We start from the raw sequence: 24,498 nt of genomic DNA, 5'->3' as shown, positions 1-24,498 counted from the left end.
GGGCAACACCTGTGGCGCAGTCCTTCGCTCACGGAAACTACTCGCACACCCAGAAGAAAGCCCGCGGCGGCGGTGGCAGAACCGGCCGCGACCAGGCCAGGCGCACCCTGTCGCAGAACTTCGTCGTCGACCCCGACGCCGTCGCCCGGATCGTCGAGGCCGTCGGCCCGCACGACCTGGTGCTGGAGCCCGGCGCGGGAGAGGGCGTCCTGACCCGGGCGCTCGCCGAGACCTGCGGCCAGGTCGTCGGCTACGAGGTCGATCCGCTGCTGGCGGGGAGGCTGGCCGCCCGCACCCGGGACGACGCCCGCATCCGCGTCGTCCGGGGAGACTTCCTGACCGCCCGCGCGCCGCGCGAGCCGTTCGCGGTCGCCGGGAACATCCCCTACTCGATCACCTCGAAGATCGTCGACTGGTGCCTGCGGGCGCCCGAGCTCACCTCGGCCACCCTGACCACCCAGCTGGAGTACGCCCGCAAACGCACCGGCGACTTCGGCCGGTGGAGCATGCTGACCGTGCAGACCTGGCCCTGGTACAGCTGGGAGCTGCTGGGCCACCTCAGCCGTGAGGTGTTCCGGCCCGTCCCCGCGGTCGACTCGGCCATCCTGCGGATCGAACGCCGCTCCCAGGCGCCCGATCTGCCAGGCTACCGCGCCTTCGTCGACTACGGCTTCACCGGCCTGGGCGGCTCCCTGCACGCGACCATGCGGCTGCGCTACCCGGCCGACCAGGTCGACGCGGCCTTCGCCGCCGCGGGCGTCGCCCGCGGCGCGGTCGTCGCGCACGTCCACCCCGATCTGTGGCCGCTCCTCTTCGACCGTCTCCACCACACCGGATGATCACCCGGCCGGGGACCGCGCCGCGCGGTCCCCGGCCCGCTCCGCCGTCGCACCGCTGACGCCACCGGGTTCGGACCGGTCCGGGTGGGAAGAACCGGCCCATCGCACCTACGCCGACACCCGGAAAGAGGCGCCGTGTCCCTGTCCCCGACCTATGACGACGTCCGGAGCGCCGCCGCCCTCATCGCGCCACACGCCCACCGCACCCCGGCGCTGCGCTCACGCCGGATCAACGAACTGGTCGGCGCCGACGTGGTGTTCAAGTGCGAGAACTTCCAGCGCATGGGCGCCTTCAAGTTCCGCGGCGCGTTCAACGCCCTGTCGCGGTTCACCCCCGAGCAGCGGCGTGCCGGCGTGGTCGCCTACTCCTCGGGCAACCACGCCCAGGCGATCGCCCTGGCCGCCCGGATGCTGGAGATCCCGGCCACGCTCGTCATGCCACACGACGCGCCGGCCGCGAAGGTGGCCGCCACCAAGGGGTACGGGGGGCAGGTCGTCACCTACGACCGCTACACCGAGGACCGGGAGGAGATCGGCCGTGCGCTGGCCGCCGACCGCGGTCTCACGCTGATCCCGCCCTACGACCACCCTCATGTGATCGCCGGTCAGGGCACCGCCGCCAAGGAGCTGTTCGACGAGGTCGGCGACCTCGACGCGATCTTCGTGCCTCTCGGCGGCGGCGGGCTGCTCTCCGGTACGGCGCTGTCGGCCCGGTCGCTCTCGCCCGGCTGCGAGCTGTACGGCGTCGAACCCGAAGCCGGGAACGACGGCCAGCAGTCCCTGCGCCAGGGGGCCGTGGTCCATATCGACACCCCTGAGACCATCGCCGACGGCGCGCAGACCCAGCATCTCGGCGCCCACACGTTCGAGATCATCCGTCGCGAGGTCGACGACATCCTCACCGCCACCGACGCCGAACTCGTCGAATGCATGCGGATCTTCGGGTCGGTCATGAAGATCGTCGTCGAGCCCACCGGATGCCTCGGTTTCGCCGCCGTCCGCAAACTCGCCCCCCGGCTGCGAGGCCGACGGATCGGTGTGATCGTCAGCGGCGGCAACGTCGACCTCGACCGCTTCGTGTCGCTGCTGGCGCCATGATCACCGACCGGCGCGGAGAGGCCGCCGATGGTATCCGCGCTGACCGCGTGGTCGCCGGCCCTGTCGGGGGGCGGTTTTCCTGGCGATCCGCACCCTTCGGGAGAGCTCCGAGCCCTTCCGGGCCGGAAAATGACGGGCAGAACCCGGGTGGCCTCGTACTCCGGCCCGCACAGGTGGTACCGTTAATCCAGTTGCAGTTGCGGTACCCATGAAACTCTGTGTGCACCTGGCGGGATGTGACCCTCAGGTGCATTTTGTTTTACCGGTCATCTCCGGTGGGCTCATCGCGGCGACGCGGAATCCGTGCAAGGCGGATTCCGGCTCTGCCCCCTATCGAAGGAGATTGACATGGCGACTGGAACCGTGAAGTGGTTCAACTCGGAAAAGGGCTTCGGCTTCATCGAGCAGGACGGCGGCGGCGCTGACGTCTTCGCCCACTACTCGAACATCGCCGCCCAGGGCTACCGTGAGCTGCAGGAGGGCCAGAAGGTCTCCTTCGACATCACGCAGGGCCAGAAGGGCCCGCAGGCCGAGAACATCGTTCCCGTCTGACGCAGCACACGCCCGAGACAGGGCCCGCACCTGGAAAGGTGCGGGCCCTGTCCCGTTCCGGGGTCGGAGCAGGACCGGCCCGGGCGGCCGGCCGGTTCCGCGCGGTCACGGGGTCCCCGGTGCCGCTCGCGTCGATCGCGCCGTCCCGCTCCTTCCCCCGTGGTGGATCATTGGTAGTAGCCCTCGACCGCCTTGCTCGCCTCCTCGAACAGCGCCGGGCCTTCCTGGCGGGCGCCGGCGCCTGTGGCCGGCGGCTTGAGGCCGGTGAGCTGTTCGGTGGAGAGCGCGAACACGACGCGGCCGAGGCCGGACCGTTCGATGGCGCCCGCGCACATGCCGCAGGGCTGGCAGCTGGTGTACATGGTGGTGGCGGCGGCGGTCTCGGGGTCGAGTTCGCGGGCCGCCCATCTGGCCAGCTTCAGCTCGGGGTGGGCGGTGATGTCGGAGTCGGTGAGAACCGTGTTGCGGTCTTCGGCGATCACGCTGCCGTCCGGTCCCGCCAGCAGTGATCCGAACGGCGGGTCGCCGGCCGCCCGTGCCGTACCGGCGAGCTCGATGGCCCTGCGGAGAAGTCGTTCGTCGTCGTGTGTCACTGGTGCTCCGTCGATGTGAGGGTGTTGTGGTCCCGGCAGGCGGCTACGGTCGCGAGTGCCCGCCACGCCGTCTCCGGACGGCACGTCTCGCGCGGGTCGCCGTTGAACGGATCGAGCACGACGGTGTCGGCGCCGAGGAGACGGAGCTGTTCCAGGTCGTCGACGACCTGGTCGATCGTGCCCTCGCCGGCGAGCCGCCCGGGGTCGGTGATCGGCGACTCGGTGAGTCGCAGGGCGATGCGAGGGGCCAGGGCGGGCACCGGCCGTCCCTGCTCGTCCGCGACGGTCTTCATCCTGTCCACCGCCTCGCGCAGCCAGGGAAGGGTGGACCGCAGCGGATGCCATGCCTCACCGAGACGTACCGCCCGGCGCAGGCCGGCGTCGCTGTTGCCGCCCACCCAGATCGGTATCCGCCCGCTCCGGTAGTCCTTGTCGTCGTCCCAGGCGCTGCGCACGGCCCGGAGATGATCGTCGGTCAGCTTCCCGCGCTGGTGGAACGGGACTCCGAGTGCCTCGAACTCCTGCCTCGCCCACCCGGAGGCCACGCCGAGGACCAGCCGTCCCCCGCTGAGCTGGTTGAGGTTGGCGGCCATGCGGGCGATGAGCAGCGGGTGCCGGTACGGCACGATGAGCACCGTGGTTCCGAGCCGGACCCGGCCGGTGATCCCGGCCAGCCACGCGAGGGTGGTGAAGGGTTCGTAGAACGGCGCCGGGTACTGCTCCGCGACGTCGGGTGTCACCACGACGTGGTCGGAGACCATCAGCAGGTCGAAGCCCAGTCCCTCCACCGTCTGCGCCCAGCTCCGCAGCATGCCGGGATCGGTGCCAGGTCCAAAATTTGGAACATTAATGCCTATTTGCACCTGTTTATGCTATCCAGCGGTCACCTCCCACTGGAAGAGACCTATGCCGGTGTACAGCGCTATAAGCCGTGGATCTGCCGGTATCTTTGCCCGATGACCGAGATTCTCGACGCCACCGATTGGGCGATCCTGGCCGAGGTCCAGAGAGACGGCCGTATCCCGCTCACCGAGCTGGGGAGGCGGGTGAACCTCAGCGCCTCCGCGACGACCGAGCGGGTCAAGCGGCTGGAGGCGGCGGGCGTCATCACCGGCTACCACGCCGCCGTCGACCTGGCGAAGGTCGGCTTCCCCGTGCTCGCCGTGGTGCGCCTCAAGTATCCCGGCAGCCAACACCAGCCGCTGCACCGGCTGCTCGACGAGCGCTTCGAGATCCTGGAATGCCTCAGGACCACCGGCGACGACTGCTACACGCTGAAGGTGGCCGCGGCCTCCATGCCCCACCTCGAACAGCTCGTCAACGAACTGGCCCGGCTCGGCAGCACCACCACCAATATCGTCTACAGCCAGACACTGCCCTACCGCGGGCCTCGGGAGCCTCGGGTCTGAGATGCGCGGCAGCCGTACGGACCCCGCTGAGTCGCCGCGAGTGCCGCAGGTGTTGAACCTCATTCCCTCAAAGGAGTTCAGGCGGCCGGCGCCCGGGCGGGGCCTTCTCGCCTCCCCGCCCGGGCGCCGCTACCCGCTTCGCCGCACGATCCCGGCCGCCTACCGGTCAACCGGGATCGTGTCCGTCAGTTGTGTGCCGATCAGATCGGCCGGAGATAGAAGTACACGGATTTGGGAGTCGTGCAGCTGCCCCCGCCTCCTCCGTTGAGAGCGAACTGCTGCTGGAAGTACAGCTTGCCGCCCCTGCCGAAGGCCACTGTCTTGTTGAAAGTGAACGTCTTGGTGACCCCGGCCTTGGACACCGGCCCGACATTCCAGAGGCCGTGCCACTTGTTGGTGCCGTTGCCGTCGACCAGATCCGACGCGCCGAGGGTCGCCCCGGAGGCGGCGGGGGTGAATGTGATCTTCAACGTCCGCACGTACGCGGAGGTGGAGGTGACATTGGACACCGTCCAGGTCGGGTAGAACTTGGCCGCCGCGGTGGCGGGGCAGCCGATCCCCAGGTCGGAGAGGTCGTACCAGATGCTGGGCGCCAGAACGGTCCGCACCGTCGCCACTTTTTGCGCCGTGCCATCGGAGAACTCCTGGTGGGCCAGTGCGGGATTGGCCATCAGGACTACCGCGGCGGCGGCGACGGCGGAAACCAGAATTCCTCGTCTCCGCTTGGTTCCAGCGCGTCGTGTCGCGACCGCATGAGTCATTTCGTCTCCTCTGAGGTTTCACGTCCGATGCCCGGTCACGGGCGCGTTCGGGGTTCCGGCGACCGGGAGGTCATGGCCGCCGGCGAGAGAAGCCTGCCGTTGCCGGAACGGGGGTCACAACACTTTTCGGTCCTCCCCGAAACCCCTGCCTCTGTGCTCCGTCAGGCGATCGGCGGGGTCCGGCGCCGGTCGAGGAGCCGCCGTCGGACCTCGATGTCCGACGGCGCGTCGCGGTACGTCATCGCATGCTCCCCTCGTGATCGCCGAGTCGGAGGACCTGACGGAAGGGCAGCGCGATGAGGAGTGCGACTGCGACCAGGGCGCTACTGGCCCAGACGGGTCCCAGTTCGGCCAGGCGCGTGTTCAACGTGGCGGCGGCCATGACGGGACCGGCGGTAGCCCCGACGTTGAGAGCGGCGGTGGCGTAGGAGCCCGCCATGGTCGGCGCTCCCGCGGCCTCGTACAGCACGCGTGCGATCAGCGTGCTCCCGAGGCCGAAGGAGAGCGCCCCCTGGGTGAACGCGAGGATCAGCAGAGCGATCGGATCGGACGCGGTGAGGCCGAGGGCGATCCAGCCGCCGAGCAGCAACGGCCCGCCGACTGCGACGACGGCGCCGGGCCGCTGGTCGGACAGCCGCCCGGCGGCGGTGACGCCGACGAAGGACCCCAGGCCGAACAGCACCAGTACGGCGGAGACCCACAGCGGATCCAGTTCGGCCACATCGGTGACGATCGGAGCGAGGAAGGTGAAAGTGCCGAACGTCGCGGCGTTCACCAGCGCGCCCAGCAGCAGGACCAGGAGCAGTCGCGGACGCCGTAGTTCGGCGAGCTCCCGGCGTAGATCCGGCCCTGCCGGCTCGCCTGGTCGTTCCGTCCTGGCGGGAATGCCGCGCACTACGCCGAGCGCCGAGGGCAGGCACAACAACGCCATCCCCCAGAAGGCGGCGCGCCAGTCGAGTAGCGTCCCCAGCAAGGCGCCGCCGGGGACCCCCGCGACGGTGGCGACCGTGGTGCCCGCCAGCAGGACGGCCAGGGCCCGGCCCTTCCGGTCGGAAGGGACCAGTTCGGCGGCCGCGGTGAGCGCGACCGCCAGGAAACCGGCGTTGGCGAGCGCCGCGACGATCCGGGTGGCGAGCAGGACGGTGAAGCTGCCGGTGCATGCGCCGACGACGTGTGCGGCCAGGAACAGGCCGAGAAAGCCCAGCAGGCTGGATCGCCGTGGCCACCGGCGCGCGAGTCCCGCCATGAGCGGGGCGCCGACGACCATTCCGACGGCGAAGGCCGATGTGAGCAGTCCCGCCGTCGCAACCGGAACGCCGAGGTCTGCGGCGATGTCCGGCAGCAGGCCGGCGAGCATGAATTCTGACGTGCCCATGGCGAAGAGCGCCACGGCAAGCAGATAGAGAGGGAGAGGCATCCAGAGACTCCGGGGTGATGAGAGATCAGATGAGACGTCTCGTCACCGCGGCCAGCGGCCCGACTACTCCTGTCGCCTGCCGCCATCGTGCGGCGGAACAGGACGGTTCAGTGGTTCAGGGGGCTGACGGGTGACCGAAAGCCCCCACCTTGGATGCCTCTGGGCTCGACATGGCAAGCACGATACTCAGCCGAACCGCTCTGCGCACATCGGTTCTCGTCCCCGCGACGGAGCCCAACGCCGAAGCGGGCAAGGTTTCCGGTGGAATGTGCCGGTTACCATTACATTTGAGCCACGCCTTCCCATTGAGTGCCTTAAAAGCTCAATAAAAGGACAAATCCCCCATGAGGCGACGGCTTGCCCTGGCGGTCGTCGTGAGCCGCAAGGAAGATGGGCAAGGTTTCCATCTGTTGGAGTACGTCCGCGCGCAGAACACCCCCATTCCGCCGGACTCCAAGAACACCTGAGGCGTCGATCCCGCGCGGTCGCAGGCCGTCTCCCAGGAGATGGATAGTATCGAGACGACCTCACGGCGCGTGACCGGTCAGAAGCGGGGAGGCGTCAGATCCCCGGGGCCCAGGAAGGCGCCCCGCCACTCGCTCAGCCAGTCCTCGACCGGGCGGGCGTCCCGTCCGGTCGCCTGGCGCACCTCGTCGGTCACCGTGTCGCAGCCGCCGTTCCGGATCCATTCGAACAACTCGATCATGCCGTCGGCCTGCCAGGCGGGCAGGCCGTCCGCCAGCATCGTCTCCCGCGCCCGCTCCGGAGGCACGTCGGCGTAGTCGACCTGCCGTGCGAACACGGTGGATATCCGGCCGGCCACATCCGCGTAGCTCAACGCCTCCGGTCCGGTGAGGACGTGGACGCCGTCCTCCTGGCCGTCACCGGTGAGCGCGTGGACCGCGGCCGCCGCCACGTCACTGGCCGCCACGAAGCCGACCCGGCCCGCCCCCGCGGGGGCGGTGAGCGCGGCCTGTTCCCGGATGGCGCCGGTCGCCGACAGCAGGTTCTCCATGTACAGGTTCGGGGCGAGGTAGGTGACCGGCAGGCCCGTCGCGTCCAGATGCGTCGCGACCAGCCGGTGGTTGCGCATGAAGCGCACCTCGCAGTCCGGCTCCTGGAACCCGTCCGCGGCGACCTTCACGATGCGCGGGCCGTGACCGGCGGCGATCAGCGCGTCCACGAACGACATCTCGAGTTCGACCTGTCCCTCCTCGGAGGGGGAGAGCAGGAAAACCCGCTCGAATGTCTGCAGGACCTCGGCCGGCGGGGGCCCGTCGAGGGTCCCCACGACATGCCGCACCGAGGTCGGCAGGTCCTCCGCCTCGGCCTCCACGCGCACCATCGCCGTAGCCGGCACACGCGCGTCGGCCAGCTGTTCCAGCAGGTGGTAGCCCACGTGCCCGGTCGCTCCGGTTACAAGGATCACGCCGCTGCCCCCTCGATCGACGGCGGCCGCGCCGCCTTCGGCGGGCTCCGCGCACGGAGCCCCACTCCCCCACAGCAGTCTTCCCGCGGTCCCGGCCGGCCACTCGGTGGCGAGAGGTGTTTTACCGGCCCGGCCAAGCGGCCGGCGGCGCCTGCCGGCCTCGGTCGTGGTGAGGACGGCGCCACCCGCCTGACTGGACCACAAGCTATGTTGTATTCCTAACTAGCTTGCTCTACGGTTTAGATAGCAGAGCCGTACCGGAGGTTCCCCCATGTCATTCACCCCCTTGACGCTTGTCCTGGCGGTCGTCCTTGTCGGCTACCTGGCCGTCGTCAGTCCCCTGCTCGGCAAGCGCTCCTACGACAAGCTGGCCCGCACCCGCGATCAGGACCCCACGGCCTACCGCCGGATGTTCACGTTCTGGAGCGCCGAGCTGTGGGTGCTGGCCGCCGTGGCGCTGCTCGTCGTCGCCGTGGAACCGGGCCTCGACGCCGCGGACATCGGCCTGGTGATCAAGGAGTCGCTGGACACCACCCTCGGCGCGATCGTCGGATTCCTGGTCGCCGCCACGGCCGTGGTGCTCGTCCTCAGGTGGCTGACGGCCAAGGGCAAGTTCGTCCCCGGCAAGCAGACCGCCCCCGGCCGGCAGGCCGTCTCCCACCTGCTGCCGCGCACCTCGGCCGAGCGCTGGTACGCCGCAGGCCTGTCGGTGACCGCCGGCATCACCGAGGAGATCGTCTACCGGGGCCTGCTCATCGCGGTCGGCATGGGCGCGCTCGGCCTGAGCAAGGAGGTCGCGGCCGCCGGCGCGCTGGCGGTGTTCGTCGTCGGCCACCTTTACCAGGGGTGGCGCGGCATGCTCGTGGTCACCCTGCTTGGCGCCACCCTGACCTCGGTCTACCTGAGGTCCGGCAGCCTGCTCCTGCCGATCCTGCTCCACGCGCTGATCGACCTGCGCGGCCTGGTGTTCTCCCCGCTGCCGCGACGCGAGGTAGTCGAGCACGCGGGCTAGATAGGATCACTACCATGACGAGCGACCGACGCGCGAGCTGGCTCAAGGGTGTGCTCGACCTGCTCGTTCTCGCCAGCCTGACGGCCGGCGAGAACTACGGCTACGAGATCGCCAAAGAGCTCGCCGAGTCGGGCCTCGGTCAGATCAAGGGCGGCACCCTCTACCCGGTGCTCAACCGGCTGGAGGAGGCGGGGCTGGTCACCGCCGAGTTCCGGGCGACCGAGCGCGGGCCCGGCCGCCGCTACTACCGGCTCACCGACCAGGGCAGGCAGACGCTCGCCGAGCAGGGCGGGCTCTGGCTGGGCTTCGACGAGTCGGTGCGCGCCGTGCTGGCCAAGGGCCGCACGGAGACACCCCAGCCCGTGGGCCCGCGTGAAGGAAAACTCCGATGAGCGGCCACGTCAACGAGACCGCCGGCGGCTATTTCGACGAGCTCGCCGTGATCCTGGCCGAGGCGGGCATGCCGGCCGACCGGATCGGTACCACCCTCGACGATCTCGCCGGCTACCTGGCCGAGAGCGGCGGCGACCCCGAGGAGGAGTTCGGCCCGGCGGCCGAGCTGGCCCGGGAGCTGGCCGTCACCTCGGCCCCGCCCGCCGAGCCCGCCGCGGACGCCCGCGCCTGGCACTGGACCGCCGACCTGTTCCACGACGTCAAGATGCTCAACGAGTACGGCGCGCAGGGCTGGGAGGTCGACAGGGTCGACGCGAAGGGCCTGTTCGTCAGCGCCCGCGACCCCGAGCACCCCCAGCAGTGGGAGTACAGAAGAGAGCTGGTCACGTCCGGCCGCCGCCGGAGCGTGCTCGACCTGCTCGCTCCCGACGGCTGGGAGCCGTGCGGCACGTGGGTGTGCTTCGAGTACTTCAAGCGGCCCAGGGCCGCCAGCCTGGGGCCCGCCGCCGAGCTGACCGCCCCGCCGCGGACTCCGCGGCGCAACGTCTTCCTCAGCCCGAAGTTCTACGCCTTCGTCTCCGCCCTGCTGGTGCTGACGGCGGTGGCCCTGGTGCCGCTGTTGCGGGTCGCCGCAGCGGAGATCGACGGCTCCGACGACAGCCTCGACACCATCTTGGGCCTGCTCACCGGAGCCGCCGTGGGCGCGCTGGTCATGACGGTCGTGCTGTGGCTGGCCGTTCGACGGGGCGGCAGGAGGCGCTGAGCGCCGAGCGCCATGTCGACGACCCGGTGGGCCAGCAGGCGGGCGGGGTCGAGAACCGGTACGGGGACGCGCGAGGCGTCCAGAGCCAGGACGAGTTCGGTGCACGCGGTGACGACCCGCTCCGCGCCGCGGTCGGCGAGGGAGCGGGAGAGTTCCTCCAGTGCCCGCCGGTGGGCCGGTTGGGCGCCGCCGCTCTTGACGGCGCCGATGGCCGCCGTGACCTGCCGCTGGCCCGGCTCGTCCGGCTCGATCACCGCCACGCCACGCCGTCGCAGAGCCTCCGCGTACAGACCGGCGTGCATGGTGCCCGAGGTGGCCAGCACGCCGGCCGCGCGGACGCCGTCGGCGGCGAGGGCGTCGGCCGTGACCTCGATGATGCTCACCAGCTCCAGCCCGGCCTCGTCGGCCAGCCGCGGGACGAAGGCGTGGGCGGTGTTGCAGGGCACGGCGAGCACCTCGCACCCCGCCCGCTTCAGCCCCTCGATGCCGCGTCGCAGGTACGGGGTCGGGTCCTCGCCGCCGCCGAGCAGGTTCAGGGAACGGTCGGGGACGCGGGGGTCGCCCCAGATGACGACGGGCACGTGTCCCTGGTCGCAGGTGGCCGCCGTCTCCTCCACGAGCTTGCCGTAGAAGTCGACGGTGGCCGCCGGGCCCATGCCGCCCAGGATGCCGACCAGCCGGGTCTCGCTCACCGGGCACCGCCGGCGATGACGTGGCCGGGCAGTGCCGTGCCGGTGCCGGGCGACACGGGACGCCCGCCCGTGGCCACGACGGCCGGGTCCGCGACCGCGTGCGGGCCGGACCCGGGATCGACGGCCCGTCCCCCGGCCGGCACCGGGGCGCAATCGTGGAGCTGGGTCATGGGGAAGCGTCCTCCCGTGCGGTGAGCTGGGCGAGCCAGGGGCGGCTGCCCGCACAAGGATCGAGGTATAAGGTGAACCCGGTGTTCAGACGCAGGAATGTGACACCGAAGGAGTGATCGTGCAGGTTTCCGGCATCGAGCCCCAGCGGTTGCTGTCGGAGACCGACCTCGAACTCATCGACGCCCTCCAGATCAACCCGCGAGCGAGCTGGGTGGACGTCGGGACGGCGACCCGCGCTGATCCGGTGACGGCGGCGCGGCGCTGGCAGCGGCTGAACAGCACGGGCGAGGCATGGACCACCGCCGCCCTGGGGCATCGTCAGATGCACGCGATGAGCATGGTCTTCCTGGAGATCGACTGCGAGGCCGGGGCGGCGGTCGAGGTCGCCGGCACGCTCGCGACGGCGGGCCACCTCATCACCGTGCAGCACGTCGCCGCCGGTCACGACCTGTTCGTGATCGCCGTCGCCGCGTCGATGCCGGCGCTGGCGGACTACCTGCTCACAGGCCTGCCGCGGGTGCCCGGCGTGGCGAAGGTGCGCACCCACGTCGCCACGCGCGTCTTCGAGGCCTCGTGCCGCTGGCGGTTGCGGGTGCTGTCGCCACGATCCGCGGGTGCGCTGGCCAGGCGGCCCGGGCCGGCGGAGTCCACCAGGCAGATGGACGAGGTCGACCGGCTGCTGTTCAAGGCCCTGCTCACCGACGGCCGCGCCACCTACTCCGAGCTCGCGGAAGCCGTCGGCAAGTCCGAGCGCACGGTGCAGCGCAGGCTGTCACGCCTGGTCGCGACCGGCGACATCGACTTCCGCTGCGACCTGGCGCGCTCGCACGCGGGCTGGCACTCCTCGGCGGTGCTGTGGCTGCGGATGCCGGACGGCCTGCTGGAGGAGACGGGCCGGGCGCTGCTCGACTGGCCGGAGACACGGACGTGCGCGGCGCTCGCCGGGGCCCGCAACATGCTCCTCACCGTCGGCCTGCACGGGGTCTCCGACCTGCATCCGCTGGTGATGCGGCTTGAGGAGCGGTTCCCCTACGTGAGCATCGCCGACCGGCAGATCGTCCTGAGGCAGTCGAAGCTCTACGGGCGGGTCCTCGACCCCTTCGGCCGCTGCACGGGCGTCGTCCCGGTGGACCCGTGGAGCCTGTCGCCGCGTACCTGACGTTCAGCGCGGCGCGGGGATCGCGCCTCCGCCGGCCTCCCAGCACAGGCCGGCCCGCAGCACGTCGGCCTCGCCGCGCCCCACCACCTGCAGGTCTCCGATGGCCAGGGCGGGCAGGCCGAGCGCGGACACGACGGAGGTGATCCGGCCGACCTCGCCGCGGACGGCGGCCTCGTCGCAGCCGGCCCGCGGCGCGGGGCCACCGAGCGTCGGCGTGATCAGGACGTCGACGCCGGACATCTCCGCCGAGAACCGGGCCCGGACGGCCAGGAGTTCCTCCACGGCCCGGCGGTACTCCCGATGGCCGATCCCGGCGGCGTCGTCCAGCTTCCGCCGCACGCCCGCGCTGTAGCTCGCGGCGTTCGCCGGGTAGGTGGCCTCGTGGGTGCGCCGGGCCTGCGCGCCCACGATCGTCCAGTACGGGGCGAGGATCTCGTACGGCAGGGCGATCTCGCGGACCTCGGCGCCCAGGTCCGCGAACTCCCCGGCCTGCGCGCATCCTTCGGCCACGCCGACGACCAGCCCCGACAGCGAGCGCGGTGGCTCGACGGCCTCCCCGGAGAGCACCCGCCACACATGCGCGCAGTCGGCGACCGAGGTGGCCATCGGCCCGACCACGTCGAACATCGGGGCGAGGGGCGCGACCCCCTCGGAGGAAAGGACGCCGGCCCTCGGACGCAGTCCGACCACGCCGCAGCAGGCCGCCGGGATCCTCACCGAGCCGCCGGTGTCGGTGCCGAGGCCGACCCGGGCGATCCCGGCGGCGAGCGCCGCGGCCGTGCCGCCGCTCGACCCGCCGGGCGCCAGGTGCTCGTGGCGCGGGTTGCGCACATCGCCCCAGTGCGGGTTCTCGCTCGTGACGCCCCAGGCGAACTCGTGCTGGTTCGCCTTGCCGACCAGCAGCGCCCCGGCACGTTCCAGCAGTTCGACGCAGGGTGCGGTGGTCAGCGCCTCCTCGCTCCCGTACAGGGCCGACCCCCGGGTCGTGCGGAGCCCGGCGACGTCGATCATGTCCTTGACCACGAACGTCCAGGCCCACAGCTCGGGCGGGGTGGCGGGCACCGGCCGGTCGCGGCGTGCGAGCCGGTCGATGACCGGCTCGGGGCCGGACTCGATGAGGATGTTGTGCCCGCTGTGCAGGCGTATGGCCTCGGCGGACCTGGCGATCGCCGCCTCGTGTTCCACGGTCAAGAACCTCCTAAAGCCCGCCCCGGCCGCAGGGAAGCCGGGCAGGTGACGATCGGCGCGCCGGGTCCGTCACCGGCCGCGCCCGTAATCCGGCACATGCTGGCAGATCCACCGTGTCCAGTCGAGTGCGCGGGAGCGGTCAGACCGTCAGCGCGTCCAGCAAGGACTGCAGCCGGGCGGTCTCGCGGTCGGGATGGACGAGGGTGAAGATGCTGCGGCTGATGTTCAGCCACGGCACGTCGACGACCATGACGTCCGGGCCGTGCCCGCGCAGCGCGAGCTCGGGGACGAGCGCCGCGCCCATCCCCGCCCCGATCATGGCTATGGTGATCTTGAAGTCGTCGGAGTGGCAGGCCACCCGGGGGTGCAGACCCCAGTGGGCGAACAGGCCTTCGAAGAGGGAGGCGTCGCTGGTCGCCGGGTGGTGCATGATCCACGGCAGGTCGACGAGCTGCTCGGCCCGGTAGGGCGCCAGGTCGGGCCAGCTGCTCGGCAGGACGAGCTTGTAGCGGTCCTCGGCGATCCAGCGCCGGCCCAGCGCCGACGGCCATGACAGGCCGGAGTTCCCCACCTGGTAGATGATCGCCGCGTCCATCTCGCCGCCGGCGCCCAGGCGTGGGATGAGCTGGGAGGACTCGGCCACGGAGACCCTGATGCCGGCGCGCTCCTCGGGCTCCATCCGCCGCAGGACTCCGGTCAGCACGTCGACGAAGCTGGGGAAGATGCCCAGGCGGATCTGCCGCTCGCTGTTCCTGTGCACGGCCTGGACGGTGGCGACCATGCGCTCGATGTCGATGAGCACGGTCTCCGCGTGCCTGGCCAGCACCTCGGCGGCGCCGGTGGGCAGCACGCTGTGGGCGGCGCGGACGAACAGCTTCACGCCGATCTCCCGCTCAAGCGCGGCCATCTGCTGGGAGACGGCCGATGAGGTGTAGCCGAGCCGGTTGGCGGCGGCGGCGAAGGATCCCAACTCAACGACTTCACGGAGAGTGCGCAGGTGGTCTGGCTTCAGCATTAGCATTCCTTGTGCTCAGCGTTGCTAAATGTCGTGTTTATAGCGCTTCCTACTTCTTTCCGCCACTCCTACAGTGATGGCCACCGTTCCTCGAGCCCTAGAGAGTCACATGAGCATCCGCGTGTACCGCAACGCCGCCATCCGTACAGGAGACAGCGGCAACCCGTTGGCCCAGGCCATGGCCGTGGACGGCGAGCGGCTGCTGGCCGTCGGCGGAGAGGCCGAGGTACGCGAGGCCGCGGGCCGGGGAGCGGAGCTGATCGACCTGGAGGGCGCCGCCGTGCTCCCCGGGCTCTACGACGCCCACATCCACACCGCGCAGTACGCCCAGAGCCTGGACGCGGTGGACCTGCGCGACGTGCGGTCCCTGGACGAGGCGCTGACCATGGTGGCCGCGCACGCGGCGCGGCTGCGACCGGGCGCCTGGCTGTTCGGCGGCCGGTGGAACAGCAACACCTGGGATCCGCCGGCGCAGCCGGACAGGTACGCGCTGGACTCGATCTGCCCCGAACTGCCGGTCGCGCTGCCCAGCGTCGACGGCCACACGGTGTGGGCCAACTCCGCCGCCCTGCGGCTGGCCGGCATCGACGCCACCACCCCCGACCCGGTGGGCGGCGAGATCGTCAGGGACGCGAGCGGGGAGCCCACCGGCATCCTGCGCGAGTCGGCCTCCTACCCGCTGCGCAACCTCATGGTCTCCGCCGACCTGCGCGACCAGCTCCGCGCCGGGCAGGAGGAGCTGCTCGCACTCGGCCTGACCAGCGTGCACGACATCGACGGCGAGGACTGCCGGGCCGCCTACCTGGAGCTGCGCGAGGCCGGTGAGCTGAAGCTGCGCGTGCACAAGGCGATCCCGATGGTCCACCTGGAGGCGGCCATCGCCGAGGGGCGCCGCACCGGGCAGGGCGACGACTGGTTCCGCACCGGGCCCGTGAAGATCTTCAGTGACGGGGCGCTGGGCTCGCACACCTGTCACATGGGCGAGTCCTTCGCCGGTGAGCAGGGCAACGTGGGCATCGCGGTCACGCCGTACGAGGACCTGGTCAAGCTGTTCGGCACGGCCGCCGGGGCCGGCATCGCGGTGGCCACGCACGCCATCGGGGACCAGGCCAACCACCTGGTCATCGACGCCTACGAGGCCATCGGCCGTACGGCGGGGCTGCGGCACCGCATCGAGCACGCCCAGCACCTGCGGATCGGCGACCTGACCAGGATGGCCAGGCTGGGCATCGCCGCCTCGATGCAGCCCGTGCACTGCACCAGTGACATCGACCTGGTCGACTCGCTGCTGGCCGGGCACGAGCTGGCCTCCTACGCCTGGCGCGGGATGCTGAACGTCGGCGTCGCGCTGGCCTTCGGCTCCGACGCCCCGGTCGAGCACCCCAACCCCTTCGCCGCGCTGTACGCCGCGGTGACCCGTACCCGCACCGACGGCACGCCCGTCGGTGGCTGGCAGCCCGAGCAGCGGCTGAGCATGGGCGAGGCCCTCACCGCCCACACCCTCGGCGCGGCCTACGCCGCGGGCGAGGAGGACCACAAGGGCGTTCTCGCCCCCGGCAAGCTCGCCGACTTCATCGCGGTGGACACCGACCCCTTCGTGGAGTCGCCAGACGCGGTGCTGCGTACCAAGGTCATGACCACTGTCGTCGGCGGCGAAGTCCGCTGGCAGCACTCCTGAAGGAGCACCCCCCTTGAACACCCGGATTCTCACCACGCTCGCCGCCGGCGCACTGCTGGCCGCCACCACGGCGTGCGGCGCCCAGTCCCTGGACGGCGGCACGTCCGACGCGGCGGCCACGGCGCCGGCCGTCGTCCTCGACCCTGCTCCCACCGAGGAGAAGGCGGCCGACGTCATCAACGCCATCACCCCCGACAAGGACCTCGCCGCCAAGGCGCCGGCGAACGTGAAGTCCGCCGGTCTGAAGGTCGTCTCCTCCATCGGCTACCCGCCGATGGAGATGTTCGCCAGTGACGGCAAGACCCCGATCGGTTTCGACCCCGCCCTGACCAGGGCCATCGCCAGGAAACTCGGCGTCAACGTGACCATCACCGACGAGGAGTTCAACTCACAGATCCCCGGGGTGCTCACCGGCCGCTACGACTTCGTCATCTCCTCGATGACCGACAACGCCGAGCGGCAGGGACAGGTCACCTTCGTCGACTACGTGCAGGCGGGCTCGGCGCTGCTGGTCAAGAAGGGCAACCCGGCCGGTATCGCCGGGCCGGCGGACATCTGCGGCAAGACCGTCTCCGTCGTCGACAACGGCTCCTCGATGGAGCTGGCCGAGAGCTACGACGCCGACTGCAAGAAAAACGGCAAGACCGCAATGAACATCCTGAAGTTCCCCGGCGACACGGAGGCCATGCTCCAGGTGAGCAACGGTCGCGCGCAGGCCACCGTCACCGACTACGTGGTGGCCGCCTACAAGTCCACGGATCCCAAGCTCGCCATGGAGGCGATCGCCCTCGAAGGCACCGAGAGCCCGTGGGGCATCGGGATGAAGCCGGACAACAAGGAGCTCATCGAGTCCGTCAAGGGCGCGCTGGACTCGCTCATCCAGAGCGGGGAGTACGGCAAGCTGCTCTCCGCGTGGAACATCGACAAGCTGGCCGTCCAGTCCGCTGTGATCAACGGCGGTAAGTGACCGTGCGGACCGAACCGATCACCGACGCGTCGGGCAGGCCGATCCCCGTCGCGCGGACCTGGCACTGGGGCCGCTGGCTGGCCGCGGTGGTCGCGCTGGCGGTCGCGGCCCAGCTGGCCTACCTCATCGTGGCCAACCCGAACCTGGACTGGGGCAAGGTCGCCGAGTACGTGTTCCACGACCGGATCCTGAGCGGGGTCTGGGTCACCATCGAGATCTCGGTCCTGGCCACGGCCCTCGGGCTGATCCTGGGCGTGCTGGTCGCGATCATGCGGCTGGCGCACAACCCGGTGCTGAGCGGGCTGGCCACGTTCTACATCTGGTTCTTCCGGGGCACGCCGGTGCTGGTGCAGCTCATCTTCTGGTACAACCTGGCGTTCCTGTTCCCCGAGCTGGTGCTCAAGATCCCGTTCACCATGATCGGCGTCAAGTGGGACACCAACGATGTGATGACCGGCTTCACCTCGGCCATGCTGGGGCTGGGGCTGAACCTGGCGGCCTACTTCGCCGAGACCGTGCGCGCCGGGATCCAGGCCGTCGACAACGGCCAGACCGAGGCGGCGTACGCGCTGGGCATGACCCCGGCCAAGCGGATGCGGGTCATCGTGCTGCCCCAGGCGCTGCGCATCATCATCCCGCCCACCGGCAACGAGTTCATCTCCATGCTGAAGACCACCTCGCTGGTCTACGTGGTCGCCGGGCACGACCTGATGACCAACGCCAGCCAGATCTACAAGGCGAACAATCGGATCATGGAGCTGCTGATCGTGGCGAGCCTTTGGTACATGCTCATGACCGCCGTGGCGACCTTCCTGCAGGGCAGACTGGAGCGCCGCTTCGGCTCCGAGGCCGTACGGCTGGTGCGCGGCGGCGGCCTGGCCGCCAGGATCCTGCCGAAGGCGGCCGCATGAACGCGCCGGACAAGCAGCCGGACAAGCAGGTCGTGCAGGCCTCGGGCGTCCGGATGAGCTACGGCGAGGTGCAGGTGCTCAACGGCGTGGACCTCACCGTCGCCTCCGGCGAGGTGAGCTGCATCATCGGCCCGTCGGGCTCGGGCAAGTCCACGTTCCTGCGGTGCCTCAACGGCCTGGAGCCGGTGCTCGGCGGCAGCCTGCGGGTGCTCGGCCAGGAGGTCGGCCACACCCTGCGCGGCGACAGGTACCACCCCTGGACGCCCAAGGAGTTCGCCGCCTTCCGCAGGAACATCGGCATGGTGTTCCAGCGCTTCAACCTGTTCGCCCACCACAGCGCGCTGGAGAACGTCGCCTGCGGCCCCGTCCACGTCCTGGGCACCCCCGGGGACCGGGCGCGGGCGCTGGCCATGGAGCACCTGGAGCGGGTGGGCCTGGCCGACCACGCGCACAAGCGGCCCCACCAGCTCTCCGGCGGTCAGCAGCAGCGGGTGGCCATCGCCAGGGCACTGGCGATGAACCCGGCGCTGATGCTGTTCGACGAGCCCACCTCCGCCCTGGACCCGGAGCTGGTCGACGAGGTCCTGGAGGTCATGAAGGGCCTGGCCGCCGAGGGGATGACGATGGTCGTGGTGACCCACGAGATCGCCTTCGCCAGGGAGGTCGGCGACTGGCTGACCTTCTTCGCCGACGGCGTGGTCGTCGAGCGGGGCCGGCCCCGCGAACTCCTGGCCAACCCGGGCCACGAACGGACCAGGGCCTTCCTGTCCAGCGTGCTCCACCCGAAGGAGCGCCAGGATCACCAGTAGTGCTCTGCCAGGTGGCCGGGGCGGCGCCCCTGCCCCGGCTGCCGGCGGGGATCCGGCCGGCGAGCGGCCGGTTCGGCCTTCGGACGGCGACGGCCGCCGCCTGGATCACCTCCGCCGCCGGGACGGCGCTGCGGCCGGGCTCGGCGTGTTCCACCGGACCGGTCGCGCGGACGCCGGGCGATGCCACTGCCTGTCGTGCGGCTCCCTATCCTGGCGAGGACAGGTCTGTCACCGGACGGAGGGAGCCGAGTGATCCGCGTTCTGCTGGCCGAGGACATGAGCATGCTGCGGGAGGCGCTGGCCGCCCTGCTGGCGTTGGAGGACGACATCGAGGTCGTCGCCGAGGTCGGAGCCGGTGATGTGATCGTGTCGACGGCTCTGCGGACTCGCCCCGACGTGGCCGTGATCGACATCGAGCTTCCCGGCATGGACGGGCTCAGCGCGGCCGCCGAGCTGCACGAACGGCTGCCGGAGTGCCGGACGTTGATCCTCACCGGCGTCGGGCGGCCCGGCAGCCTGCGCCGGGCGCTGTCGGCGCACGTGGCGGGGTTCATGGTCAAGCACTCCCGGCCGAAGGAACTGATCGAGGCCGTCCGCACCGTCGCCGGGGGCGGCCGGGTGGTGGATCCCCAGCTCGCCTTCGCGGCCCTCGACGTCCAGGGCAGCCCGCTGACCGAGCGGGAGGCCGAGGTGCTCCGCCTCACCGCCTCCGGTGCCGAGCCGCCGGAGATCGCGGCGCGGATCGGCCTGTCATACGGGACGGTGCGCAACTACCTGGCCTCGTCCGTCACCAAGCTCAACGCGCGCAACCGGGTGGACGCCATCCGGATCGCCGCCGAAGCCGGCTGGATCTGAGGCGCCCCACGGCGGCCGCCACCGGTTCGGCCAGGTGGGCCCCGCTCCGGGCCGGCGGAGACCAGCCGCCCGCCGTCACAGAACCGGCGCGTGCGCGCCTCCTGCCCGGACGCCCCGGACGGCCATCGGGTACGCCGCGGATTCCGGGTGTGCAATCTGCATGTCCATGGCACGCGGAGCGCAGCCCGGGACATGCGGACACCATCGGGAACGGTGTGGGAGACACTACCCGCACGACCATGCCCGTTGCGAAGCTTATGCAGGTCAAGACCGCTTGGAGTGGTCAACCCGATGATGGGACTACCTGTGAGCTTTGAAGAGAAGATCGAACCGTTCCGCGTCGAGATCCCGCAGGCCGACCTGGACGACCTGGCCGACCGGCTGGCCCGCACCCGGTTCGCCGAGGAACTGCCCGAGTCCGAGGTGACCGACGGGGTGCAGCGGGGCCCGGTACAGCCCGGCTGGGAGTACGGCGTGCCCGTGTCGTTCGTGCGGGATCTGCTGGCGCGGTGGCGCGGCTCCTACGACTGGCGGGCGTGGGAGGCCAAGATCAATGCTTTCCCGCAGTTCACCACCGAGATCGATGGGCAGCTCATCCACTTCGTCCACGTCAGGTCCCCCGAGCTGGCCGCCACGCCGCTGATCCTCACCCACGGCTGGCCCAACACCTTCGTGGAGTACCTGGGCCTGATCGGCCCGCTCACCGACCCCGCCGCGCACGGCGGCGACCCCGCCGACGCCTTCCACGTGGTCATCCCGTCCCTGCCGGGATTCGGATTCTCCGGCCACACCCGGAGCAAGGGCTGGGACGCGGCCCGCACCGCCGACGCGTGGGCCGAGCTGATGCGCCGCCTGGGCTACGAGCGGTTCGGCGCGCACGGCAACGACGCCGGCGCGATCGTCAGCCCCCTGCTGGGCCGCCGCCACGGCGACCAGGTCATCGGCGTCCACGTCAACCAGATCTTCTCCTTCCCCTCCGGCGATCCCGCCGAGTTCGAGAGCCTCTCCCCACAGGACATGGCGTATCTGGGCTTCCTGCAGTCCTTCGTCGAACACGCCGTCCACGACCGCGCCCAGCAGGCGCAGCCGCAGACCCTCGCCCACGCCCTGGCCGACTCGCCTGCGGGACAGCTCGCCTGGATCGGCCAGCTGCTGGGCGGCGTCCCGGACCCTGACCTGATCCTCACCAACGCCACGATCTACTGGCTGACCAACACCGCCGCCTCCTCGGCGCGGTTCTACTACGAGAACCACCACGGCGACAAGGAGACCGAGCCGACCACCTTCCCGATGGGCCTGGCCTCCTTCGCCTACGACTTCCGCCCGCTGCGCCGCTTCGCCGAGCGCGACCACTCCAACATCGTGTCGTGGAACGAGTACGACCGCGGTAGCCACTGGGCCGCCCACGACGCCCCCGACCTGCTGATCGACGACATCCGCGGGTTCTTCCGCAAGCTCGCCTGACGGCCCGGCCCGGCTCCCGGCGACGTGACGCGGCTTCCCGCGGACGGCGGCCGGAATCCGGGAGGGGCGGTAGTGGCGGCGGGGGCTTGCTGTTTGAATTATCCGGATCGTAACGGTTCAGGGCCTGGAGTCCGAGTGGCCGTTGTGGAGCTGGGCCGGGTGAGTGGAGACGTGCCGGATGGCGATGGACGGCGGTACGGCCGCGGGACGGGTGGTTTCTCCGGTTCTGGTAGGGCGTGAGGACCAGTTACGGCGTCTGGTGACCGCGGTGAGCCGTCCGCCCGCCGTGGCGGTGCTGGAGGGAGAGGCCGGCATCGGCAAGACCCGGCTGGTGACGGAGATGGCGGCTCACCCGGATGCGGCGGGTCGCCTGTTCCTCGTCGGGGGCGCCCGGCGGATCCGGGAGCCGTTCCCCCTGGGACCGGTGGTGGAGGCGCTGCGCGGCCTGGGTGGACCGCTGGCGCGGGCCGAGCTGTCACCGGTCGCGGGCGCGTTGCGGGGGTTGCTGCCCGAGCTCGCGGAGGTGCTGCCGCCTCCCCTGGAGCCGCTGGACGACCGGGCGGCCGAACGCCACCGGCTGTTCCGCGGCCTGGTGGAGGTGCTGGACGCGCTGGGGCCGGTGGTGCTGGTGATGGAGGACCTGCACTGGGCCGACGAGCAGACGGTCGAGTTCCTCGCCTACCTGCTGGCGGCCCTGCCTGCCCGGATGTCGGTGGTGCTCGTCTACCGGGGCGAGGAGGTCGGAGCCGGCATCCGGGAGACGACGGGCCGTCTCCCGGACTCGGTCTTCCATGACCATGTCGTGCTGGAGGCCCTGGACGCCGAACAGACCGGCGTGCTCGCGGCTTCGATCCTGGACGCGAAGGACGTCACCCCCGACTTCGGGGCGCACCTGCATGAGCTGTCGTCGGGTCTGCCGCTGGCGGTGCAGGAACTGCTGGCGTTGCTGCGGGAACGAGGTGCGCTGATCCAGCTGCGCAGCGGGCGATGGGCGCGTAAGGCGCTGGCCGAGCTGGACGTGCCGCCGGGGGTCCGTGACTCGGTGCGCGAGCGGGTGGGCCGGCTGTCCGCGGCGGCGCGCGGGGTGGCCGAGGCGGCGGCGGTGCTGCAGGTGCCGGCGCGGGTGGCGGTGCTGGCCCAGGTGGGCGGGCTGTCCCGGCCCGAGACCGTGGCCGGGCTGGATGAGCTGCTGGTCTCGGGGCTGCTGGCCGAGCAGGACGGGACGGTGGTCTTCCGGCATGTGCTGGCCGCACAGGCGGTGTACGGGGGGATCCCCCTGGGGCGGCGGCAGGACCTGCACACGCGGGCGGCGGCCGCCGTACGTTCGGTGAAGCCGGTGCCGCTGGGGCAGGAGGCTCACCATCTGCGCCATGCCGGTCTGCTGAGGGAGTGGGTGGACGCCGCGGAGCAGGCCGCCGGCCAGGCGTCGGAGCTGGGCGACGACGCCGAGGCCGTGCGGATTCTGGAGGACGTGCTGCGGAACGCGCCGCTGGAGCCAGAACGCCGGGGACGTCTGGCGGTGCGGCTGGGCTGGGCCGCCGGTCAGGTGCTGCGTCCCCCGGAGGTGATCGACCTGCTGTCGGAGGCTCTGGAGTCCGAGCAGCCGGGGCCGTCGCGCGGGCAGCTGCACTTCCTGATCGGCCTGCTGCAGGAGAGGCTCGGCGACGATCCCGGGGCGCAGCGGCGTGCCTTCGTCGCGGCGGTCGACGATCTCGGCGACCGGCCCGAACTCGCGGCGTGGGTGATGGCGGCGCTCGGCAGGCCGATGGACGCGGCCGTGACGCTGGCCGAGCACACCGTGTGGCTGGACCGGGCGCTGGAGGCGGTGCCCGCCATAGGCGATCCGGTAGAGGAGATCTTCGTGCTCGGCAAGATCGCGACCTCGCTGAGCGCATTCGGTGATCCGCGCTGGGCCGCGCTGACCGACGGCATCCGCCGGCGGACCGGCGGCCGGCCGCGGCACCGCCAGGAGGTGAACGCCTACCGGTCCATCGCGGAGAACGTGTGTTGCGCCGGGCATTTCGAGCTCGCGGATCAGCTGCTGACCGCCGCGTCGCAGGGAGCGGCCGGTGAGGAATCCTCCCGGGAACCCCTGGCCCGCTGCCGGCTGGTCGCGCTGCTGCTGTCCTACTGCCGGGGCACATGGGACGGGCTGGACCAGGAGACCGCGCTGCTTCTCGACGAGTACGGCGGGCGCCCGGCCGACCGGATCACCGCCGAGACGGTCGCCGCCTGCCTGGCGCTCGCGCGCGGCGACCTCGACGCCGCCCGGCGCGACCTGCACGATGTCGTCCGGCGCACCGTCGCCCTGGGCGGCTACGAGCTGCTCCCGCTGTCGGTGACCGGATTCCTCAGGCTGTCCAGCGCACGCGGCGAGGCTGAGGCGGCGCTCGCGGTGACCGGCGCGGCGGTCGCCGTGTGGGAGACCAAGGGGCTCTGGCCGCTGGCGGTGCGGGCGGTGCCCGCGCTGGCCGAGGCGATGGCCGGCGTCGGCAGGCGCGACGAGGCCGCCGATCTGATCGCCCGGCTCTCGGCGCTGCCCGACGGCCTGGACGCTCCGCTGGCTCCGGCCGCGCTGGCGCACGCGCGCGGGCATCTGGCGGCCGGCCGTACGGCCGCCGCGGAGCAGTTCCTGGCGGCCGGGTCCGCCTACGACCGGCTGGGCGCCCCGTACGAGGCGGCCCAGGCCCGTGAACAGGCGGCCGGCTGCCTGTTCGCCGCCGCGGACGCACGGGCCGAGGAGCCGCTACGCGCGGCGATCACGACGTTTCAGGCGTTGGGCGCCCGATGGGATCTGGACCGTGCCGCGCAGCTGGCCCGCAAGTACGGGGTGGCGGTGAGGGGGCGGTACCCCGGTGGCCCGCAGGGGTACGGCGGCGGGCTGTCGCCCCGGGAGCGGGAGATCGCCGAAATGGCCGCCGCCGGGCTGACCAACCGGGAGATCGGCCAGCAGCTTTTCGTATCACCCAGAACGGTGGAGAAGCATCTCGGCGCCGTGCTGCGCAAGCTCGGACTCCGCTCTCGCGCGGCCCTCGGGATGCACCTGGGCGTCGACCGCGACGGCCTCTGAACCGGGCAGATCTGTACGGCACCGCCTACCCCCGTAGTACCCCACCCGATCGGGGCCCTCCGAATGGGGGGCCCTACCCATAGTCCCGGCGTGCCGCGCAAGCGACGCTGGCGGCATGTCCGAAACCGACTCCACGGATGGCCGCCTGGCCGGCGCCGCCCCGGAGGCCGACGCAGACCGGGAAGGGCGGGTATCCCCCGCCGCCCCGCCGGATGCGGCCGCCGCCGAACTCCCCGACGACACCCCCGAGGGG

23 protein-coding genes and 1 pseudogene are annotated in these 24,498 nt (G+C 71.3%); 15 read left to right on the top strand and 9 right to left on the bottom strand.

Annotation, left to right across the window (positions count from 1 at the left end):
• The first annotated feature begins 107 nt into the window (after positions 1-107).
• The 3 genes from erm (at position 108) to CA984_RS12250 (ending at position 2,489) form a co-directional block, all read left to right on the top strand.
• A complete protein-coding gene (gene erm / locus CA984_RS12260) occupies positions 108-839 on the top strand; it encodes an ErmE/ErmH/ErmO/ErmR family 23S rRNA (adenine(2058)-N(6))-methyltransferase (RefSeq protein ID WP_423229301.1) in 732 nt (243 codons plus the stop codon).
• A gap of 135 nt (positions 840-974) precedes the next feature.
• On the top strand, positions 975-1,937 hold the full coding sequence (locus CA984_RS12255; protein ID WP_086571385.1) for a threo-3-hydroxy-L-aspartate ammonia-lyase: 963 nt from the start codon (positions 975-977) through the stop codon (positions 1,935-1,937).
• Positions 1,938-2,285: 348 nt separating this feature from the next.
• Positions 2,286-2,489 (top strand): cold-shock protein, encoded by a 204-nt coding sequence (locus CA984_RS12250; protein ID WP_012891170.1) that lies wholly within the window; start codon positions 2,286-2,288, stop codon positions 2,487-2,489.
• Between the two features lie 167 nt (positions 2,490-2,656).
• On the opposite strand, the gene CA984_RS12245 is transcribed toward CA984_RS12250, so the two are convergent.
• Together CA984_RS12245 and CA984_RS12240 are read right to left on the bottom strand one after the other, a co-directional pair.
• A complete protein-coding gene (locus tag CA984_RS12245) occupies positions 2,657-3,082 on the bottom strand; it encodes a nucleoside deaminase (protein ID WP_086571382.1) in 426 nt (141 codons plus the stop codon).
• A complete protein-coding gene (locus tag CA984_RS12240) occupies positions 3,079-3,894 on the bottom strand; it encodes an LLM class flavin-dependent oxidoreductase (protein WP_242675905.1) in 816 nt (271 codons plus the stop codon). The genes CA984_RS12245 and CA984_RS12240 overlap by 4 nt, the downstream gene beginning before the upstream one ends.
• Positions 3,895-4,038: 144 nt before the next feature.
• On the opposite strand from CA984_RS12240, the gene CA984_RS12235 reads away from it, so the two are divergent.
• On the top strand, positions 4,039-4,491 hold the full coding sequence (locus CA984_RS12235) for an Lrp/AsnC family transcriptional regulator (protein ID WP_086571378.1): 453 nt from the start codon (positions 4,039-4,041) through the stop codon (positions 4,489-4,491).
• A 200-nt stretch (positions 4,492-4,691) separates the two neighbouring features.
• Here the strand turns inward: CA984_RS12235 and CA984_RS12230 are convergent, their stop codons facing one another.
• The 3 genes from CA984_RS12230 to CA984_RS12220 form a co-directional block, all read right to left on the bottom strand.
• Positions 4,692-5,162: a hypothetical protein gene (locus tag CA984_RS12230; RefSeq protein WP_133061641.1), complete on the bottom strand. Its 471-nt coding sequence runs from the start codon at positions 5,160-5,162 to the stop codon at positions 4,692-4,694.
• A 328-nt stretch (positions 5,163-5,490) separates the two neighbouring features.
• Positions 5,491-6,669, bottom strand: a complete 1,179-nt coding sequence (locus CA984_RS12225) for a Cmx/CmrA family chloramphenicol efflux MFS transporter (RefSeq protein ID WP_086571374.1) — start codon at positions 6,667-6,669, stop codon at positions 5,491-5,493.
• A gap of 544 nt (positions 6,670-7,213) precedes the next feature.
• Complete coding sequence (locus tag CA984_RS12220) at positions 7,214-8,098, bottom strand: NmrA family NAD(P)-binding protein (RefSeq protein ID WP_165781215.1); 885 nt, start codon at positions 8,096-8,098, stop codon at positions 7,214-7,216.
• A 271-nt stretch (positions 8,099-8,369) separates the two neighbouring features.
• Here CA984_RS12220 and CA984_RS12215 point away from each other — a divergent pair, with 271 nt between their 5' ends.
• Genes CA984_RS12215 through CA984_RS49250 form a run of 3 tightly spaced genes read left to right on the top strand, consistent with a single transcriptional unit; the run spans position 8,370 to position 10,266 of the window.
• Positions 8,370-9,110, top strand: a complete 741-nt coding sequence (locus CA984_RS12215) for a CPBP family intramembrane glutamic endopeptidase (RefSeq protein ID WP_086571370.1) — start codon at positions 8,370-8,372, stop codon at positions 9,108-9,110.
• A gap of 14 nt (positions 9,111-9,124) precedes the next feature.
• Positions 9,125-9,502 (top strand): PadR family transcriptional regulator, encoded by a 378-nt coding sequence (locus CA984_RS12210; protein ID WP_086571368.1) that lies wholly within the window; start codon positions 9,125-9,127, stop codon positions 9,500-9,502.
• Positions 9,499-10,266 carry a hypothetical protein gene (locus CA984_RS49250; RefSeq protein WP_423229300.1) on the top strand — a complete coding sequence of 256 codons (768 nt, stop codon included), beginning with the start codon at positions 9,499-9,501 and terminating at the stop codon, positions 10,264-10,266. Before CA984_RS12210 ends, CA984_RS49250 begins: the two co-directional genes overlap by 4 nt.
• A 23-nt stretch (positions 10,267-10,289) precedes the next feature.
• Here CA984_RS49250 and cuyB read toward each other — a convergent pair.
• Positions 10,290-10,958 (bottom strand): annotated as a pseudogene (cuyB, locus tag CA984_RS12200) (cysteate racemase); the annotation flags it as partial.
• Entirely contained in the window at positions 10,955-11,128 is a 174-nt protein-coding gene (locus CA984_RS46040) for a hypothetical protein (protein WP_165781214.1), read from the bottom strand. The pseudogene cuyB and the gene CA984_RS46040, both read right to left, overlap by 4 nt.
• Before the next feature lie 119 nt (positions 11,129-11,247).
• On the opposite strand from CA984_RS46040, the gene CA984_RS12195 reads away from it, so the two are divergent.
• A complete protein-coding gene (locus tag CA984_RS12195; protein WP_165781213.1) occupies positions 11,248-12,288 on the top strand; it encodes an Lrp/AsnC family transcriptional regulator in 1,041 nt (346 codons plus the stop codon).
• A 3-nt stretch (positions 12,289-12,291) separates the two neighbouring features.
• Here the strand turns inward: CA984_RS12195 and CA984_RS12190 are convergent, their stop codons facing one another.
• The gene (locus CA984_RS12190) at positions 12,292-13,473 is read right to left on the bottom strand and encodes an amidase (RefSeq protein ID WP_242675907.1); all 1,182 of its coding nucleotides are present in this window, start codon (positions 13,471-13,473) and stop codon (positions 12,292-12,294) included.
• Between the two features lie 142 nt (positions 13,474-13,615).
• The gene (locus CA984_RS12185) at positions 13,616-14,491 is read right to left on the bottom strand and encodes a LysR family transcriptional regulator (RefSeq protein ID WP_086571360.1); all 876 of its coding nucleotides are present in this window, start codon (positions 14,489-14,491) and stop codon (positions 13,616-13,618) included.
• A gap of 109 nt (positions 14,492-14,600) precedes the next feature.
• Here CA984_RS12185 and CA984_RS12180 point away from each other — a divergent pair, with 109 nt between their 5' ends.
• From CA984_RS12180 to CA984_RS12150, 7 genes are all read left to right on the top strand, one after another.
• Positions 14,601-16,169, top strand: a complete 1,569-nt coding sequence (locus tag CA984_RS12180; RefSeq protein WP_086571358.1) for an amidohydrolase — start codon at positions 14,601-14,603, stop codon at positions 16,167-16,169.
• Between the two features lie 13 nt (positions 16,170-16,182).
• On the top strand, positions 16,183-17,136 hold the full coding sequence (locus tag CA984_RS12175; RefSeq protein WP_086571356.1) for an ABC transporter substrate-binding protein: 954 nt from the start codon (positions 16,183-16,185) through the stop codon (positions 17,134-17,136).
• A 2-nt stretch (positions 17,137-17,138) separates the two neighbouring features.
• Positions 17,139-18,047 (top strand): amino acid ABC transporter permease, encoded by a 909-nt coding sequence (locus CA984_RS12170; protein ID WP_242675904.1) that lies wholly within the window; start codon positions 17,139-17,141, stop codon positions 18,045-18,047.
• Positions 18,044-18,856, top strand: a complete 813-nt coding sequence (locus CA984_RS12165; protein ID WP_086571352.1) for an amino acid ABC transporter ATP-binding protein — start codon at positions 18,044-18,046, stop codon at positions 18,854-18,856. The genes CA984_RS12170 and CA984_RS12165 overlap by 4 nt, the downstream gene beginning before the upstream one ends.
• Before the next feature lie 249 nt (positions 18,857-19,105).
• Positions 19,106-19,711, top strand: coding sequence for a response regulator transcription factor (locus CA984_RS12160; RefSeq protein WP_086571349.1), 606 nt, complete (start codon positions 19,106-19,108; stop codon positions 19,709-19,711).
• A gap of 306 nt (positions 19,712-20,017) precedes the next feature.
• Complete coding sequence (locus CA984_RS12155; RefSeq protein WP_086571347.1) at positions 20,018-21,175, top strand: epoxide hydrolase family protein; 1,158 nt, start codon at positions 20,018-20,020, stop codon at positions 21,173-21,175.
• Between the two features lie 178 nt (positions 21,176-21,353).
• Positions 21,354-24,245 carry a helix-turn-helix transcriptional regulator gene (locus CA984_RS12150; protein WP_086571345.1) on the top strand — a complete coding sequence of 964 codons (2,892 nt, stop codon included), beginning with the start codon at positions 21,354-21,356 and terminating at the stop codon, positions 24,243-24,245.
• Positions 24,246-24,498: the final 253 nt, after the last annotated feature.

The sequence above is a fragment of the Streptosporangium minutum genome (assembly GCF_002149035.1).
Taxonomy (GTDB): domain Bacteria; phylum Actinomycetota; class Actinomycetes; order Streptosporangiales; family Streptosporangiaceae; genus Streptosporangium; species Streptosporangium minutum.
This window is presented reverse-complemented; position numbering and strand designations above follow the sequence as displayed.